The organism is Streptomyces fildesensis (assembly GCF_016107395.1).
GTDB lineage: Bacteria > Actinomycetota > Actinomycetes > Streptomycetales > Streptomycetaceae > Actinacidiphila > Actinacidiphila fildesensis.
Genome location: NZ_JAAIKO010000030.1, coordinates 1 through 16,360, shown reverse-complemented (window position 1 = coordinate 16,360; position 16,360 = coordinate 1). Strand labels below are relative to the sequence as shown.

Here is a 16,360-nt window from a genome sequence, read left to right as displayed (position 1 = left end):
TCCGTCAGCACACCGGTCCGCCGTCACCCCGCGTAGTGATACAAATCGCTTTTTCAACCGGCCCGGCGGTCGGCGATACTCCGCTCATGGAGCCCATCACCCTCACCACCGAACGCCTGGTTCTGCGCACGCTGGGGCCGGCCGACGCCGACGCGGTGTACCAAGCCTGCCAGGACCCGGAGATCCCCCGCTGGACCAGCGTCCCGTCGCCGTACACGCGTCAGGACGCGGCGGATTTCACCGGTCCGGTGAGCGCCCAGGGGTGGGCCGACGACATCCTCTACAACTTCGGCGCCTTTACCAGGGACGGCGGCACGCTGGTCGGCTCCGTCGGACTGGTGCGGCTCGGCAAGCTGGGCGCGCCCGACCACCAGGCCGAGCTCGGCTACTGGGCGGTCAAGGAGCAGCGCGGCCGCGGGTACACCGTGGAGGCCGGCCTCGCGGTGTGCCGGTGGGCCTTCGCCGACCTGGGCGTGCAGCGGATGGAGTGGTTCGCGGACGCGGGCAACGAGGGATCGCGCGCGGTCGCCCGCAGGATCGGCTTCGTCATGGAGGGCACCATGCGGGCCAAGATCGTCCACAACGGCACCCGGCGGGACTGCTGGACCGGTTCGCTGCTCCCCTCGGACCTGGGGCTTCCGCTGGCGACGCCGTATCTGCCCTTCCCGGGCGAGTAGGGATCCTCGGCGGGCGAGTGGGACCTCGGCAGGCGGTGCACGGGTCGCGGGCGGCCGGGTCGCCGGTGGGCCCGGGGCATTGTCAGTGGCGCGTTCTAGGCTCTCCGGCATGACACCGCTGCCCCGCCCCGTAGCCACCCTGTCCGCGGACGATGCCCGCCGGATCGCCCTGCGCGCGCAGGGCCTGCTCGGCGTCCCGGACCGGCGCGCCGGGGTCCGCGGGGTGCTGCGCCGGCTGGGAGCGGTCCAGCTCGACACGATCTCCGTCCTGGCGCGGTCGCACGAGCTCATTCCGTACGCACGGCTGGGCGCCGTGGGCCGGGACGCCATCGAGAAGGCGTACTGGACCGAGTCGCACGCCTTCGAGTACTGGTCGCACGCCGCCTGCATCCTGCCCATCGAGGAATGGCCGCACTTCGCCTTCCGGCGCCGCGCCCGGCGGGACCGCGGCCACCGCTGGCACGTGCTGGAGGACGCCGACCGCTCGTGCGGCGCCGTACTGGACCGGCTCAAGGCCGACGGGCCGCTCACGTCCACGGAACTGGGCGGCGCCAAGAACGGCGGCCCCTGGTGGGACTGGTCGGAGACGAAGATCGCGGTGGAGTGGCTGCTCGACACCGGCCAGGTGGTCTGCACCGAGCGGCGCGGCTGGAAGCGCGTCTACGACCTGGCGGAGCGCGCCATTCCGGACGCTCTGCTGCACGACGACATCGATGACGCGGAGTGCATGCGGCGGCTCGTGGCGCAGGCCGGGGCGGCGATGGGCGTGGCCACCCGCGCCGACCTCGCGGACTACCACCGGCTCAAGGGCGAGCAGGTGATGGCGGTGATCGAGGGCTCCGGACTGGTCCCGGTGGAGGTCGAGGGCTGGGGCAAGCCGGCCTGGGCGGACCCTCTGGTGCTGGACGCCGAGTCCGCCGCGAAGCGCGGCCGGCACCGTACGACCCTGCTGTCCCCGTTCGACTCCCTGGTCTGGGACCGGCCGCGCACCGAGCGGATCTTCGGTTTCACCCACCGGCTGGAGGCGTACGTCCCCAAGCCGAAGCGCATCCACGGCTATTTCGCGATGCCGCTGCTGGCGGGCGGGAATCTGGTGGGCCGGGTGGACCCGGCACGCGAGGGCAGCACCCTCGTGGCCCGGCAGGTGACGCTCGACGGCCCGAAGGCGGTGCAGCCGGCGGCCGAGGCGATCGCCGAGGCGGCGGGCTGGGTCGGCTGCGTGGAGGCGCGGGTGGAACGGGTGCTGCCGGAAGCGCTGCGGGAGCCGCTGGCGGACGCCCTGAACCGGACCCACGACCGCCGCTGACCCGGCGCCCCTTGCCCGGCGCCGGCGTCTCCTGTTGCTGGCTACCGGCCACCGGACACCGGCTACCGGCTATCTGATTTCGAGGATCTTCTCGCGCATCGCGTAGACCACGGCCTCCATCCTGGAGTGCAGCTGCAGCTTCTCCAGGATGTTGCGCACGTGGTTCTTCACGGTGTTCTCGCTGATGAACAACTGCTTGGCGATGTCACGGTTGTTCAGACCGGTCGCCACGAGCTTGAGCACTTCCAGCTCCCGGTCGGTGAGCCGCGGTGCGGGCACCAGCCGCCGCTCGTCGGTCCGCTGGATCATCGACTTGAACTCGGTGAGGAGCTTGGACGCCATCGAAGGGCTGATCTGCGACTGGCCGTCGGCGACCGCGCGGATGGCGGTGGCGACCTCGTCCGTGGAGATCTCCTTGAGCAGATATCCCGTCGCGCCGGCCTTGATCGCTTCGTAGAGGTCGGCCTCTTCATCGCTTATCGTCAACATGATGATCTTGGCGCTGGGGGCGACCTCCTTGATGGAGGTGCACGCCTCGATACCGCCGCGCCTGGGCATCCGGACGTCCATCAGCACGATGTCCGGCAGCAGGTCGGCGGCCTTCTCCACCGCCTCCGCGCCGTCCCCCGCCTCGCCGATGACCTGGATGTCCTCCTCCTGCGCGAGGACGATCTCCAGCCCCCGCCGGAACAGGGCGTGATCGTCGACGACCAGTACCCGGATGGGCTCCTTGCGGGGCGCCTCCAGGTGGTCCCTCGCAGGGGCGTGCCCCTCGTCGCTGATGTCTGCGGGCTCGAAGCTGTCCGGCATCAGATCCTCCCCCTCAGGCCAGAGTTGGCAGCTACACCCATGCTTTCATGATTGGGGCCTGTCCGGGGCGCGGCGTCGCCCCCGGGAAAGGCCCCGGGGGCGATGCCATCCATGGTGCGTTTCAGCTGCGAATCAGCGGCGTAGCGCGCCGCCCGCGCCTGCGGGCGCCTCCTCGGCGGACGGGTCCGCCTTCAGGTGAATGACTCCGTAGTCGTAGCCGTGCCGCCGGTAGACGACACTCGGTGAGCCCGTGTCGGAGTCGATGAACAGATAAAAGTCGTGCCCGACCAGCTCCATCTCGTAGAGAGCCTGATCGAGCGCCATCGGCGCCGCGGCGTGCGTCTTCTCGCGCACCACCAACGGGCCGTCCCCCTGTACCTCGAGCGGCCCGATCCGGGTCGTCGGTACTGCGTTCTCCACGGCCGGTGCGGGCGCCGAGCCGTTCAGCTCGCCGGTCAGCGAGGCTGTGGCCTGGGCGACGCTGAGGGGCGTACGCCCTCCGCCGTGATGCACCCGGCGCTTGTCGGCCGCCTTGCGCAGCCGCGCCTCCAACTTGGCCACCGCGAGGTCGAGCGCGGCATACGGATCGGCCGCAGAGGCCTCGGCTCGCACCACGGGGCCGCGGGTGTTCAGTGTGATCTCCACCCGGTCGGAACGGTCCGACTGGCGGGGGTTGAGCTCTTTGGACACCTCGACGTCAAGGCTGATCACCTTGCCATCGAGCTTCTGGATCTTGTCCAGCTTCTCGGTCACGTGCTTACGGAACCGATCAGGCACGTCGGTCTTGCGGCCCTTGATGACGATGTCCACTCAGAACTCCGTTCCGGATCGCTCCGAACACGCGGAGCGCATCCCATTCGCTTAGGCCGGCCGGGCACCTGTCCCGTCCGGCGCTGCGTCAGCTGCTGCTTCTCCTGCCCCGGAATTCCCCGGAGCCACCGAAGCGGCCGCTTTCACCTCCTTCTCCCCCACCAGCAAGATCAACACCCCATGATGTTCACCTTGCCTCACAACCGAACATAGTCCTGAGGAGCGGAGGTCGGCATCCCCAGCATCGGTATACCTCCGTTCGGGTGAACGCCCGGCTGTACTAGCTGCAACGATGTCTTTCAGGCCAAAGTTCCGTTCCCACCGGCCCCGCGACGACCGCCGCACCGGCGATCCGGCCGCCCGCCGCCTCCACCGCCCGCGCCGCCGCGGCCAGCGACGCCCCGGTGGTCATCAGGTCGTCCACCAGCACCACAGGAGCCACCTCCAGCAGCCTGTGGCCACCGCTTGCGGCCACCACGGCACCCGACAGGTTCTCCAGCCGCTCGCGCCCGCTCAGCCGCGCCTGGTCTGCGACCGCCCGCCGCTGGCGCAGCACGGCGGCCACCCGCGCGCGCTGCCCCGACCGGCGCAGTTCCCCGGCCGCGCACCGTGCGATCCGCCGGGTCGCGTCGTGCCCCCGGGCCGCGACCGTCCGCCGCGCGGAGGGCACCGGCACCAGCAGCAACGGCCCCACTGCGCCCACCTTGAGCACCGCCCCGGCCAATGCCGCGCCCAGCGGCCGTGCCAGCCCCAGAGCGCCGCGTTCCTTGTGCGCGAGCACCACCGCCCGCACCTCGTCCGCGTAGGTCGCCGCGGCATGGACCACCGGCAGCCCGCCCGGCGCCGGATCCGGCCGCACCCGCCGCACGGCCGCCCCGTCCGTCGAGCCCAGCAGCTCTCCGCACGCACCGCACAGTGCCGTGCGCGGCCGGCCACATCCCGCGCAGTCGACCGGCAGGACCAGTCCGGTGAACTCCCGCCACCACGCCCGCATGGCCACCACTCTGCCCGCTGCGGGATCCCTTCACCAGACCCCCGCCCGGCCTGTGGATAACCCACCCCGCGCGGGAGAACCGTGGCGGAGCCCGCACCGGATGCCCGGCAGGGCCCGGAGCCCTCACCGGGCTCCGGACAAGGCCCTCACCAGGGGTGTCGTGCCGGACGTCAGCCCGGGTAGACCGGCCCGATGCCCTTCGCCGCGATCTGCTTCCAGTTCGCGTCCTGCGCCAACAGCCGGTAGATACCGCCCTTGTACGCCGCCAGCAGCGGCTTCGTCTGGTCCTCCGACGCCGCCACCGAGGCCGCGTCGCTGATGCCCGGCAGGGCGGGCGTGGACGGCAGTGAGCCGTCCGTGTTGATGTACTGGATCTGCTGCAGGCCACCCGATTCGGTCCCGACCACCAGCAGGCGGCTGCCGCCCGCCCAGGACGCGGCGGTGACGTCCTCCAGCTGCGGAGTCACGCCCTTCAGCGCCGTCACCGTGATCACGGGCACCTCCGCCGTCCCGCCCCGCTCGATCCGGCCGAGCTTCAGCGTCGTCCGGCCGCCCTTCTTCACCAGCATCGCGATCCGCGTCCCGTCCGGTGCGACGCGCAGCGACTGGATCCGCCCGTCGCCGAGATCCGGCACCGGCACCTCGTAGGGCTCGCCCGTACCGCCGCGCAGCATCAGCAGCCGGGACCGCGGGCCGTCGCGGTCGGCCACCCACAGGTTGCCGTACCCGTCCCAGCTGGGCGCGCTCAGACCGTCGTTCGCGGCGTGCGCGGCGCTGGTGAACACCACCCGTCCGGGGTCGGCGGAGCTCTTGGCGATACTCGCGACGATCAGCTCGCGGCCGCCGGTCCTGACCCCGGCCGCGAACTGCTCGTCCCGCTGCACCGCGGCCGACACGAGCTTCGCGGTGGCGCCGCCGAGCACGCCCGGCACGGTCTCCGCCAGCGAACTGCTGTCGTCGGGCAGCGCGACGAGCTGCTGGTGGTCGTCGATGAAGAACTGCCGGGGCGAGACCCCGCTCAGCGTCTCCGGCAGATACGGCTTGGCCCGTTCGTCCGACAGGGTGCACGCCGAATCGCCGTTCGCGCGCTGCACCTCCACCGAGGTGATCTTCGTCGCCGACTGGCTCTGCGCCGTGGGCAGCAGTTGCGCCGCCAGCCGCTGGCACTGCGCCGCGTCCAGGCGGTCCGCCATCGAGTTCAGCCGCACCCGCAGATGCTGCGAGTCATCGAGGGAGACGCCGTGGTCCGCGTCCTTGTTGTAGAGCGCCACGCCCTTGGGCGCCGCGGAGCGCACCACGGGACCGAGCCAGTCGGTCGGGCCGCCGAGCATCGCCGAGACCGCCGACTCCAGCGAATTTATCCGCCGCCGCAGATACACCGGGTCGGCCACCAGCGTCGGCGCCCCCGCACTGGGTGTCCCGAGGTTGGCGAAGTAGTACATGTTGACGGAGTGGTAGATCCGCTGGAAGTCCGACTCGGTGAGCACCAGCCCGTTGTCGACCGAGTCGATCCGCCACTCGTTCTTCTCCTTCACCAGCTGGAAGGAGGTGTGGAACGTCGTGCCGTCACCCGAGGTGTAGGCGTGCTTCTCGTCCACCGCCGCGACCTGCGTACCGCTCAGCCCGAACGTGTGGAGGCCCTCCTTGCGCGCGGTCCCGGCCTGCTCCTCGACCGGCGACGGGCCGCCCGACAGGACCGTGATCTTCGCGAACGGGTCCCAGTGCTGGGCCATCGACGTCGTCAGGTACTCCTTGGCCGTCGCGTACTCGGCCTCGTCACTGGTGGTCGCCTCCAGGAACCCGCGCACGATCTGGTCGGGGTACTCGCCGGGCTGCGGCTTGATCCCGAGCACCTGCACCTGCTGGTCCGAATCGGCGCTCTGCTCCCCCGCGACCTTGTGCACCTCGCCGCTGCCCGGCATCGACGCGCATCCCGCGAGCAGCACCGCGCAGACCACCGGCAGCCACAGCCGGTCCTGCCGACCGCCCCACCCGGTCCGCCGCTCCCCCATCGCCCGCATCAGCGTTCGTCCTCCCGTGCAGAGTCTCCCGGGACACCCGGCTCGTGCCCCACCACCCGCGACCCGTTCCCGGGCAGCGCCGCGGGGTTCGCGGACGGCGGCCGCGCCGGTGCCGACGGCATCGGCGGCAGCGCGGGCGACAGCGGGGAGGTGCGTGGCATCGGCGGCGCGTCCGGCCGCGGCGGCGCGCCGGAAGCGTTCAGGCCGCGATTGCGCCGGGAGTCCTCGGGCTCCAGCGCGATCGGTGAGCCGCGCAGGCTCTCGCCCGCGGTACGCGGCAGCGTCATGCGGAACTGCGAGCCGCCGCCGGGCTCGCCCCATGCCTGCAGCCACCCGCCGTGCAGCCGGGCGTCCTCCACCGCGATCGACAGGCCGAGGCCCGTTCCGCCGGTGGTACGGGCCCGCGCCGGATCGGCGCGCCAGAACCGGTTGAACACCCGGGTCGCCTCACCGGGCTTGAGTCCCACGCCGTAGTCCCGCACCGCGACCGCGACCGCCCCGTCGGCCGTCGCCAGCCGGACCACCACATCGCGGCCCTCACCGTGCTCCACGGCGTTGACCACGAGGTTGCGCAGGACGCGCTCGACCCGGCGCGGGTCGGCCTCCGCTATCACCGGCTGCTCGTCGCCCCTGATGATCACCCGGCTGCCCTTGCGTTCGGACAGCGGCTCGGCGGCGTCCACCACGCGCCGCACCACGTCGCGCAGGTCGATCGGTTCGGCGGACAGGTCCGCGGCGCCCGCGTCGAACCGGCTGATCTCCAGCAGGTCGGACAGCAGCCCCTCGAACCGGTCGAGCTGGCTGCCGAGCAGTTCCGCGGAGCGCGCGGTGACCGGGTCGAAGTCCTCACGGGCGTCATGGATGACGTCCGCGGCCATCCGGACGGTGGTGAGCGGGGTGCGCAGCTCGTGCGAGACGTCCGAGACGAAGCGGCGCTGCAGCCGGGACAACTCCTCCAGCTGCTGGATCTTGATCTGCAGGGTCTGCGCCATCTTGTTGAAGGACTCGCCGAGCCGCGCGATGTCGTCCTCGCCCGAGACCTTCATCCGCTCCTGGAGCCGGCCGGCGGCGAGCCGCTCGGAGATCCCGGCGGCCATCCTGACCGGGGTCACGACCTGGCGGGTGACCAGCCAGGCGATGGCCCCGAGCAGCACCACGACGAAGATCCCCGCGGTCGCCAGGGTGCGCTTGACCAGACCGAGGGTGGTCTCTTCCTGATCGAACGGGAAGACGTAGTAGAGCTGGTACGGCTTGCCGTTCACATCGCTGAGCCGCTTGCCGATGACCAGGGCGTTCTGCGGCTTGGAATCGTTCTCCCGCATGATCGTCGCGTAGGTCTCGTGCGACCCGGAACGCGTCTCGACGCTGTCCCGCAGGTCCTGCGGAATGCTGTCGTCCGGCAGCAGCAGGCCCGAGGTGCGCGGGCCGCGGGCATCGGCGCCGTCACCGGTCCCGGGGCTGAGCGCGACGACCGAGTAGACGCCCTTGCCGCCACTGGCGAGCTGGCCGACCAGGTTGGTCAGCCAGGTGCCGGAGTCGATCATTCCGCGGGTGGTCGCACCCCCCGCGACCGGAACGGCGTCCCGCTCCTTCTCCTTGTCGGCCTGCGCCTGCGCCACGGAGAAACCACCGCTCGCCTGGCCCCGCGACGCCTGTTCCTTCGCGTCGAGCAGACCGTTCTTCACCTGCCCGATGACGACCACACCCAGCAGCAGCACGACACCCAGCGACATCAGCAGCGTCACCGCCACCACGCGCAGCTGGATATTGCGCCGCCACAGCCGGACAGCGGGCAGCAACGGACGGCGTGCCCAGCGCACGCACGAGCGCAGCACCGGCAGCAGACCGCTCAGCGGGTCCGCATGCCGGCTCTCCAAGCGCTCACGCTCGTACGACGCCGACATGTCAGCCCGGACCGGCCTTGTAGCCGACGCCGCGGACGGTCACCACGATCTCGGGACGCTCGGGGTCCTGCTCGACCTTGGAGCGCAGCCGCTGGACGTGCACATTGACCAGCCGGGTGTCGGCCGCGTGCCGGTATCCCCACACCTGCTCCAGCAGCACCTCGCGGGTGAACACCTGCCAGGGCTTGCGGGCGAGCGCGACCAGCAGGTCGAACTCCAGCGGGGTCAGCGCGATCGGCTGGCCCTCCCGCTTGACGGAGTGCCCGGCCACATCGATGACGAGGTCACCGATCGCGAGCTGCTCGGGTGTCGGCTCCTCCGCCCGCCGCAACCGGGCCCGGACGCGTGCGACCAGCTCCTTCGGCTTGAACGGCTTGACGACGTAGTCGTCGGCGCCGGACTCCAGGCCCACCACGATGTCGACGGTGTCGCTCTTCGCGGTGAGCATGACGATAGGTACCCCGGACTCCGCACGGATCAGCCGGCATACATCGATGCCGTCCCGACCCGGGAGCATGAGGTCGAGGAGAACCAGATCAGGCTTGGTCTCCCGGAAAGCGGCAAGAGCCTTGTCACCGTCTGCTACGAACGACGGCTCAAAACCTTCACCACGCAGCACGATGCCGAGCATCTCGGACAGTGCGGTGTCGTCATCGACGACCAGGACTCGACCCTTCATTGCATCATCATCCCATTGTCGTAACCGTTTGATCGACCAGCGTGTTAATAGTCACCTCGTCCGCGGGCGTGTCTGCGCAGGTCAGCGGTCGGCCTGCGGTATCGCGCCCCGTTGAAAAATGGCGTATAGGTCACTCCGGTACTGCGCACAGACGCCAGTGCAGGATCTCGCCACTGACCGTGCAACCGTGCGCCAGAGCCCAGGGACAGGTTACGCAGCGCAAGCGGCCCACGGATCCGGCCGTCACTCCGCCCCGGGACCGCACATCACCCTGAGTGCGTCCGCCGTGACGGGTGAAACCACACCGCGCTCCGTGACGATGGCCGTGATCAGCTCCGGCGGCGTGACATCGAACGCGGGGTTGTACGCCTGGGCACCGAGCGGAGACCCCAGATCCGTCACCTCATGGCCCGGACGCTGCTCCACCTCGATCGCGGCCCCGTCCGGAGTCGCCAGGTCCACGGTCGTGCACGGTGCCACCACGATGAACGGGACGTTGTGGTAGCGGGCGAGCACCGCCAGCGGATAGCTGCCGATCTTGTTCGCCGTCGAACCGTCGGCGGCGATGCGGTCCGCGCCGATCAGCACCGCGTCGACCTCGCCCGCGGTGAAGAGCGAACCGGCCGCGTTGTCGGTGAGCACGGTGTACGGCATGCCGGTGCGGGCCGCCTCGTACGCCGTCAGCCGGGCGCCCTGGAGCAGCGGACGGGTCTCGTCGACCCACAGCCGGCGCAGCTCACCGGACCGGTGCACCGCCAGCACGACGGCGAGCGCCGTGCCCTCGCCGCCGGAGACCAGCGCCCCGGTGTTGCAGTGCGTCAGGATCCGATAGCCACCGCCCGGCGCCAGCTCCGCCAGCAGTTCGGCACCGCGGCGGGCCATGGACGCACTGGCCGCCGCGTCCTCGGCGTGCACCGCACGGGCCTCGGCGAGCACCGCCGCCGCTGCCGCGTCCAGGCCGCCGGGCAGCGCCGCCCGGTACACGTCCACCGCCCGGCGCACCCCGTACGCCAGATTGACGGCGGTCGGCCGGGCACCCGCGAGCAGGTCCGCCGCCTCGTCCACGTCATAGCCACGCGCCGCGGCGAGGGCCACTCCGTAGGCCCCGGCGATCCCCAGCAGCGGCGCACCCCGCACCGCGAGATCGCGGATCGCCCGCACCAGCGCCTGCACATCGGTGCAGACCAGCTCCACCTCCTCGGCCGGCAGCCGGGTCTGGTCGAGGAGCACCAGCACCGGTCCTTCCGGCGGCTCCTCCCAACGGAGCGCGGGAATCACATCGGCCGCCGGTATCGAGAACTGATCACCCATCCGCCCAGTCTGCCCTGCCGGGCCCCACCGGCGGCAGCCCATGGCACGATGGCCAGCACACTGAACGCAGGCGAAGGGGCAGCAGCAATGAACGACACTCCGGGCTGGGCATCGCCCGGATCCTCCGACTCCGACGAGCCGGAGCGCGGCGACAGTCCCCAGGCGCCGCCCCCACCCCCCGCTCCGCAGGACGCGGCTCCGAACTGGTCCAAGCAGCAGCCCCCGCCGGACCAGTGGTCCGCGCCGGCCGGCGGCGGCTGGGGCAGCCCGCCTCCGCCGCCCCCGCAGCCCGGCCCCGGCTGGGGCGGTGCCCCGGGCGGCTGGCAGTCGGCACCGTGGGGCCGGCCCCCGGCGGCCAAGCCCGGGGTGATCCCGCTCCGCCCGCTGGGCGTCGGTGAGATCCTCGACGGCGCGGTCTCCACCATGCGCGCCCACTGGCGGGTCGTGCTGGGCATCTCCCTGGCCGTCGCCCTGGTCACCCAGGCCGTACTCGTCGTCCTCCAGGGCCTGTTCCTGAACGAGAACTCGGACTTCAACCAGGTCCAGAAGGACCCGAACGCGACGTCCGGCGAGATCCTGCGCTCGGCCGGCGGCGCCCTCGCCGGTTCCGGCATCGCGGCCCTGATCAGCCTGCTCGCCATGATCTTCGCAACCGCGATGCTCACCATGGTCATCAGCCGCGCGGTACTGGGACGACCGGTCACCACCGGCGAGGCCTGGCGGGACTCCCGTCCCCAGCTGCTGCGCCTGCTCGGACTGACCCTGCTGCTCCCCCTGATCGCCCTGCTGATCATCGCGGCGGGCACCGTGCCGGGCATCGTGATCATCGCCCTGGGCGGCACCGGCGGCGGTATCGCCCTCGCCGTGATCGGCGGCCTCGCCGCCTCCGTCGTCGCGATCTGGCTGTCAGTCCGCTGGAGCCTCGCCTCTCCCACCCTCATGCTGGAGAAGCAGGGCGTCATCACGTCCATGAAGCGCTCCATGAAACTGGTCCGCGGCGCCTGGTGGCGGATCCTCGGCGTCCAGCTGCTCGCCTGGGTCCTGGTCACCATCGTCTCCATGATCATCCAGACTCCGTTCACCCTCATCGCCGGGGCCGTCAGCGGAGACGGCATGACCTCCTTCATGTCCGAGAACGCGAACCTCGGCTGGACCTTCCTCATCGTCACCGCCATCGGCGGCGTCATCGGCACTGCCATCACCCTCCCCATCAGCGCGGGCGTCACCGCCCTGCTCTACATGGACCAGCGCATCCGCCGCGAGGCCCTCGACATCGAACTGGCCCGCGCCGCAGGCCTCCCGGGCTACGGCGACACCCGGACCCCGGACCGCACCACTCCCGAGAGCTGACCCCAGGTGTCGGGGGACGCACCGGTCACCACCCCGCGCGACGCCGCCCGCGAAGCGGCCGAGCACGAGCTGTCCAAGGGGATCTACCACCAGCACGACCCGAGCCTGTTCCAGCGCGCCCTGGACTGGCTCTGGGAGAAGGTCGGTGACCTCCTGACCGTGGCCTCCGGCGCCACCCCTGGCGGCGGGGTGGGGCTGCTGGCCATCGTCCTCACCGTCGTCCTGCTGCTGGTCGCCCTGCGCTGGCGGCTCGGCAAGGTGCGCCAGCTCTCCACCGGCGGGCCCGGCCTGTTCGGCGACCGCACCCGCACCGCCGCGGAACACCGCACGGCCGCCGAGCAGCACGCCGCCGCCCGCAGATGGACCGAGGCGTCCCAGGAACGGATGCGCGCCCTCGTCCGCGCCCTGGAGGAACGGACCGTCCTGGACCCGCGTCCCGGCCGTACCGCCGACGAAGCCGCCGCGGACGCCGGCCGCGCCCTGCCCGGCCACGCCACCGAACTGGGCGACGCCGCCCGGCTCTTCGACGACCTCACCTACGGCGGCCGCACCGGCACCGAGCAGACGTACACGGTCCTGCGCGACCTCGACAGCCGGCTGCAACGCGCCAAACCCCAGTTCGCCGGCGCCGGGGACGCCCGCCCATGACCACTCCCCTCTCCGCGGCACCCGCCCCGCCGGCCACCTCTGCCGCAGATCCCGCCGACAACACGGGCGACACGTCGGTCTCCCCCACCGCCCGCCAGCTGTGGACCCGCTCGCGCGCCCTCCTGGCAGCCGCGCTCGCCGTCCTCATCTTCGGCATCGGCTATGCCGCGCTGCGCTCCGGCGAAAGCCATGGAGCACTGGACCCCCGCTCCGCCGACCCCGCGGGCAGCCGCGCCGTCGCCCAACTCCTCGCGGCCCAGGGCGTCACCACCACCGTCGTGACCACCACCAACGAAGCCACCGCCGCGCTCGGTACGGACACCACCCTGCTCGTGGCCGTCCCCGACCTGCTCACCCCACATCAGCAGTCCCTCCTCCACAGCGCCGCCGAACAGTCCGGCGGCCGTACCGTTCTCGTCTCCCCCGGCCCCTCCGCGGCCGAAGCGCTCGCCCCCGGCGTCCAGGCCCTCGCGCCCACCGCCACCCGGACCCTCGCCCCGCAGTGCTCGCTGCTCAGCGCCATCCGCGCGGGCGACGTCGAGCTCGGCGGCGTCGAGTACGCGACCTCCGTCCCCGGCGCCGACAGCTGCTACCTCAGCGGCGGCAACCCGACCCTGATCCGGCTGCCTGCCGCCGGAACCGGCGACACCGTCGTCCTCGGCTCCGCCGGCCTCCTCACCAACAACCGCCTCGACGAGCAGGGCAACGCCTCCCTCGCCCTCCAACTCCTCGGCGCCCACCCGAAACTGGTCTGGTACCTCCCCTCCCTCAGCGACACCTCCGCACTCGACGGCGAGCGCAAAAGCTTCTTCGACCTCATCCCCGACGGCTGGAGCTGGGGTCTCCTCCAGCTGCTGATCGCCGCCGTCATCACCGCCCTCTGGAGAGCCCGGCGGCTCGGCCCCGTCATCGCCGAACGACTCCCCGTGGCCGTGCACGCCTCCGAAACCACCGAAGGCCGCGCCCGCCTCTACCGCCGGGCCAACGCCCGGGCCAGGGCCGCCGAAGCACTGCGCCAGGCGACCCGCGACCGGCTCGCACCGATCGTCGGCATCTCCCCGGCCCCCGCCCCGGAGGCCCTTGTCGCAGCCGTCGCCGCCCTCCTCGGCAGCCCCGGCACCGGCGGCCCGGATCCCGACCCGGGCGCGCTGCTCTACGGCCCGCCCCCATCCGACGACGCGGCCCTGCTGCGTCTGGCCGACGACCTCGACGACCTCGAGCGCCGGATCACTTCCACAGAGAGGTACGCAACTCCGTGAGCGCCCCGACAGCCGACAGTGCCCGCACCTCACTCGAGGCCCTGCGCACCGAAATCGCCAAGGCCGTCGTCGGCCAGGACGCAGCAGTGACCGGCCTGGTGGTCGCACTGCTGTGCCGCGGCCATGTCCTCCTGGAAGGCGTCCCCGGAGTCGCCAAGACCCTCCTGGTCCGCGCCCTGGCAGCCTCGCTCCAACTGGAGACCAAGCGCGTCCAGTTCACGCCCGACCTCATGCCCGGCGACGTCACCGGTTCCCTCGTCTACGACGCCCGCACCGCCGAGTTCTCCTTCCAGCCCGGCCCGGTCTTCACCAACCTCCTGATCGCCGACGAAATCAACCGCACCCCGCCCAAGACCCAGGCCTCCCTCCTCGAAGCGATGGAGGAACGCCAGGTATCGGTCGACGGCACTCCGCGCCTCCTCCCCGACCCGTTCCTGGTCGCAGCCACCCAGAACCCGGTCGAGTACGAGGGCACCTATCCCCTCCCCGAAGCCCAACTCGACCGATTCCTGCTGAAGCTGATCCTTCCGCTCCCCTCCCGCGCCACCGAGATAGACGTCCTCACACGGCACGCGGAAGGCTTCAACCCCCGGGACCTCGCGGGCGCCGGACTGCGTCCCGTCGCGGGCCCCGACGACCTCGAAGCCGCCCGCGCCGCCGTCGCCAAGACGTCCGTCTCCCCCGAGATCACCGGCTACATCGTCGACCTCTGCCGGGCCACCCGAGAATCCCCCTCCTTCACCCTCGGAGTGTCACCGCGTGGTGCGACCGCCCTGCTGGCGACCTCGCGCGCCTGGGCCTGGCTCACCGGCCGGGACTACGTCACTCCCGACGACGTCAAGGCCCTCGCCCTGCCCACCCTCCGCCACCGGGTGCAACTCCGGCCCGAGGCCGAGATGGAGGGCGTGACGGCCGACTCGGTCATCACCGCGATCCTCGCCCACGTCCCCGTGCCCCGCTAGGCCGGCAGGAACAGCCCATGGCACTCACCGGACGCACCGCCCTTCTCGCCGCACTCGGCGCCCTCGCCGTCGGTGTGCTGCTCCCCGGCTGGAGCGGCATCCTCGCTGTCGAAGGCGTTCTTCTGCTCGGAATTCTGTGCGACCTCGCGCTCGCCGCGCCAGTACGAAAGCTCCATTTCACTCGAATCGGTGATACATCCGTTCGACTCGGTGAAACCGCGAACGTCACGCTGAACGTCACCAACCCCGGCCGCCGGCCGCTGCGCGCCCTGCTGCGCGACTCCTGGCCGCCCAGCAGCTGGCACCCGGGCACCGAAGTGGCCGCGTCCCGGCACCGGTTGGTGGTCCCACCGGGCGAGCGCCGCCGCGTCACGACCGTGCTGCACCCGACCCGCCGCGGCGACCGCCAAGCCGAACGTGTCATCGTGCGCTCGCACGGTCCGCTCGGCCTCGCCGCCCGCCAGGGCTCGCACAGCATCCCGTGGACCGTCCGCGTACTGCCGCCCTTCACCAGCCGCAAGCACCTGCCCTCCCGGCTGGCACGGCTCCGCGAACTCGACGGCCGCACCTCACTTCTGACCCGCGGTCAGGGCACCGAGTTCGACTCGCTGCGCGAGTACATCCCCGGCGACGACACCCGCTCGATCGACTGGCGCGCGAGTGCCCGCCGCACGACCGTCGCCGTACGCACCTGGCGGCCGGAACGCGACCGGCACATCCTCATCGTGCTCGACACCAGCCGCACCTCGGCGGGCCGGGTCGGCGACGCTCCCCGGCTCGACGCCGCCATGGATGCCGCGCTGCTGCTCGCCGTCCTCGCCGGCCGGGCCGGCGACCGCGTGGACCTCCTCGCCTACGACCGCCGCATCCGCGCCTCCGTCCAGGGCCGCAGCACCACCGACATGCTTCCGGCGCTCGTCAACGCGATGGCGCCGATCGAACCCGAACTGGTCGAGTCCGACGCCAGGGGCCTGGTCGCCGCGATCCTGCAGCGCGCCCCGCGCCGATCCCTCGTCGTCCTGCTCACGGGCCTCGACGCGGCCCCCATGGAGGAGGGCCTGCTTCCCGTCCTCCCCCAGCTCACCCACCGGCACGAAGTCCTCATCGCGTCCGTGGCCGACCCCCGCATCGAGGAAATGGCCCGGGGCCGCGGCACACTGGACGCCGTCTACGCGGCAGCAGCAGCCGAACAAGCGCGAGCCGAACGCCGCCGCACCGGCCAGCGCCTCTCCCGCCACGGCATCACCGTCGTCGACGCCCCACCCACGGACATCGCCCCCGCTCTGGCGGACGCGTACCTGGCCCTGAAGGCCGCCGGCCGCCTCTAGTGCTGGGACCGCTGAGGTTCGCCGGGGAGTACGGGTTCACCATCGCCGGCTGAGGGTGTACGGGACACTACGATCGGTTCGAGAAGGCGTCGTGGTGTGTTGATCGCGTGAGACAGGGGATCGTCATCAGAGGCGGCCGGATCGAATCCGGGGCCCGGCTCGATACTGCTGCCGGCAACACCGTTGGATCGGCACCGAGAACGCAAAGAAGCCCCCAGGCAATAGCCTGGGGGCTTCTTCTCAAAAATTGTTCGGCGGCGTCCTACTCTCCCACAGGGTCCCCCCTGCAGTACCATCGGCG

The 16,360-nt window shown here is 71.7% G+C and carries 14 protein-coding genes; 7 read left to right on the top strand and 7 right to left on the bottom strand.

What is annotated here, in order from left to right:
• Positions 1-86: 86 nt before the first annotated feature.
• Positions 87-677: a GNAT family N-acetyltransferase gene (locus tag C6N31_RS29385; protein WP_138358874.1), complete on the top strand. Its 591-nt coding sequence runs from the start codon at positions 87-89 to the stop codon at positions 675-677.
• Between the two features lie 109 nt (positions 678-786).
• The gene (locus C6N31_RS29380) at positions 787-1,983 is read left to right on the top strand and encodes a winged helix-turn-helix domain-containing protein (protein ID WP_187144894.1); all 1,197 of its coding nucleotides are present in this window, start codon (positions 787-789) and stop codon (positions 1,981-1,983) included.
• A gap of 69 nt (positions 1,984-2,052) precedes the next feature.
• On the opposite strand, the gene C6N31_RS29375 is transcribed toward C6N31_RS29380, so the two are convergent.
• The 7 genes from C6N31_RS29375 to mtnA all read right to left on the bottom strand — a co-directional run bounded on the left by C6N31_RS29375 (position 2,053) and on the right by mtnA (position 10,512).
• On the bottom strand, positions 2,053-2,793 hold the full coding sequence (locus C6N31_RS29375) for a response regulator (protein ID WP_138358878.1): 741 nt from the start codon (positions 2,791-2,793) through the stop codon (positions 2,053-2,055).
• A 132-nt stretch (positions 2,794-2,925) separates the two neighbouring features.
• Complete coding sequence (gene hpf, locus C6N31_RS29370; protein WP_138358880.1) at positions 2,926-3,603, bottom strand: ribosome hibernation-promoting factor, HPF/YfiA family; 678 nt, start codon at positions 3,601-3,603, stop codon at positions 2,926-2,928.
• Positions 3,604-3,883: 280 nt separating this feature from the next.
• The gene (locus C6N31_RS29365) at positions 3,884-4,597 is read right to left on the bottom strand and encodes a ComF family protein (RefSeq protein WP_138358882.1); all 714 of its coding nucleotides are present in this window, start codon (positions 4,595-4,597) and stop codon (positions 3,884-3,886) included.
• A gap of 170 nt (positions 4,598-4,767) precedes the next feature.
• Positions 4,768-6,618, bottom strand: coding sequence for an LpqB family beta-propeller domain-containing protein (locus C6N31_RS29360; RefSeq protein WP_232485805.1), 1,851 nt, complete (start codon positions 6,616-6,618; stop codon positions 4,768-4,770).
• Positions 6,618-8,522, bottom strand: a complete 1,905-nt coding sequence (mtrB, locus tag C6N31_RS29355) for an MtrAB system histidine kinase MtrB (RefSeq protein ID WP_198358573.1) — start codon at positions 8,520-8,522, stop codon at positions 6,618-6,620. Before mtrB ends, C6N31_RS29360 begins: the two co-directional genes overlap by 1 nt.
• Before the next feature lies 1 nt (position 8,523).
• Entirely contained in the window at positions 8,524-9,201 is a 678-nt protein-coding gene (gene mtrA / locus C6N31_RS29350) for a two-component system response regulator MtrA (RefSeq protein ID WP_138358886.1), read from the bottom strand.
• Positions 9,202-9,444: 243 nt separating this feature from the next.
• Positions 9,445-10,512: an S-methyl-5-thioribose-1-phosphate isomerase gene (gene mtnA, locus C6N31_RS29345; RefSeq protein ID WP_164298262.1), complete on the bottom strand. Its 1,068-nt coding sequence runs from the start codon at positions 10,510-10,512 to the stop codon at positions 9,445-9,447.
• Positions 10,513-10,599: 87 nt separating this feature from the next.
• Between mtnA and C6N31_RS29340 the strand changes: the two genes are divergently transcribed.
• From C6N31_RS29340 to C6N31_RS29320, 5 genes are read left to right on the top strand one after another with little or no spacing between them, the layout of a single operon-like run.
• On the top strand, positions 10,600-11,862 hold the full coding sequence (locus C6N31_RS29340; RefSeq protein WP_138358890.1) for a DUF7847 domain-containing protein: 1,263 nt from the start codon (positions 10,600-10,602) through the stop codon (positions 11,860-11,862).
• A 6-nt stretch (positions 11,863-11,868) separates the two neighbouring features.
• A complete protein-coding gene (locus C6N31_RS29335; protein ID WP_198358572.1) occupies positions 11,869-12,510 on the top strand; it encodes a DUF4129 domain-containing protein in 642 nt (213 codons plus the stop codon).
• Positions 12,507-13,769 (top strand): DUF4350 domain-containing protein, encoded by a 1,263-nt coding sequence (locus tag C6N31_RS29330; protein WP_138358894.1) that lies wholly within the window; start codon positions 12,507-12,509, stop codon positions 13,767-13,769. Before C6N31_RS29335 ends, C6N31_RS29330 begins: the two co-directional genes overlap by 4 nt.
• Positions 13,766-14,731 carry an AAA family ATPase gene (locus C6N31_RS29325; RefSeq protein WP_138358896.1) on the top strand — a complete coding sequence of 322 codons (966 nt, stop codon included), beginning with the start codon at positions 13,766-13,768 and terminating at the stop codon, positions 14,729-14,731. The genes C6N31_RS29330 and C6N31_RS29325 overlap by 4 nt, the downstream gene beginning before the upstream one ends.
• Positions 14,732-14,748: 17 nt before the next feature.
• Positions 14,749-16,059, top strand: a complete 1,311-nt coding sequence (locus tag C6N31_RS29320; protein WP_198358571.1) for a DUF58 domain-containing protein — start codon at positions 14,749-14,751, stop codon at positions 16,057-16,059.
• The last annotated feature ends 301 nt before the right edge of the window (positions 16,060-16,360 follow it).

What these genes read in the sequence shown, in the direction of transcription:
- C6N31_RS29385 (WP_138358874.1), top strand. Translation starts at nt 87, where the DNA reads ATGGAGCCCATCACCCTCACCACCGAACGCCTGGTTCTGCGCACGCTG.
- C6N31_RS29380 (WP_187144894.1), top strand. Translation starts at nt 787, where the DNA reads ATGACACCGCTGCCCCGCCCCGTAGCCACCCTGTCCGCGGACGATGCC.
- C6N31_RS29375 (WP_138358878.1), bottom strand. Translation starts at nt 2,793, where the DNA reads ATGCCGGACAGCTTCGAGCCCGCAGACATCAGCGACGAGGGGCACGCC.
- C6N31_RS29365 (WP_138358882.1), bottom strand. Translation starts at nt 4,597, where the DNA reads ATGCGGGCGTGGTGGCGGGAGTTCACCGGACTGGTCCTGCCGGTCGAC.
- C6N31_RS29360 (WP_232485805.1), bottom strand. Translation starts at nt 6,618, where the DNA reads ATGCGGGCGATGGGGGAGCGGCGGACCGGGTGGGGCGGTCGGCAGGAC.
- mtrB (WP_198358573.1), bottom strand. Translation starts at nt 8,522, where the DNA reads ATGTCGGCGTCGTACGAGCGTGAGCGCTTGGAGAGCCGGCATGCGGAC.
- mtrA (WP_138358886.1), bottom strand. Translation starts at nt 9,201, where the DNA reads ATGAAGGGTCGAGTCCTGGTCGTCGATGACGACACCGCACTGTCCGAG.
- mtnA (WP_164298262.1), bottom strand. Translation starts at nt 10,512, where the DNA reads ATGGGTGATCAGTTCTCGATACCGGCGGCCGATGTGATTCCCGCGCTC.
- C6N31_RS29340 (WP_138358890.1), top strand. Translation starts at nt 10,600, where the DNA reads ATGAACGACACTCCGGGCTGGGCATCGCCCGGATCCTCCGACTCCGAC.
- C6N31_RS29330 (WP_138358894.1), top strand. Translation starts at nt 12,507, where the DNA reads ATGACCACTCCCCTCTCCGCGGCACCCGCCCCGCCGGCCACCTCTGCC.
- C6N31_RS29320 (WP_198358571.1), top strand. Translation starts at nt 14,749, where the DNA reads ATGGCACTCACCGGACGCACCGCCCTTCTCGCCGCACTCGGCGCCCTC.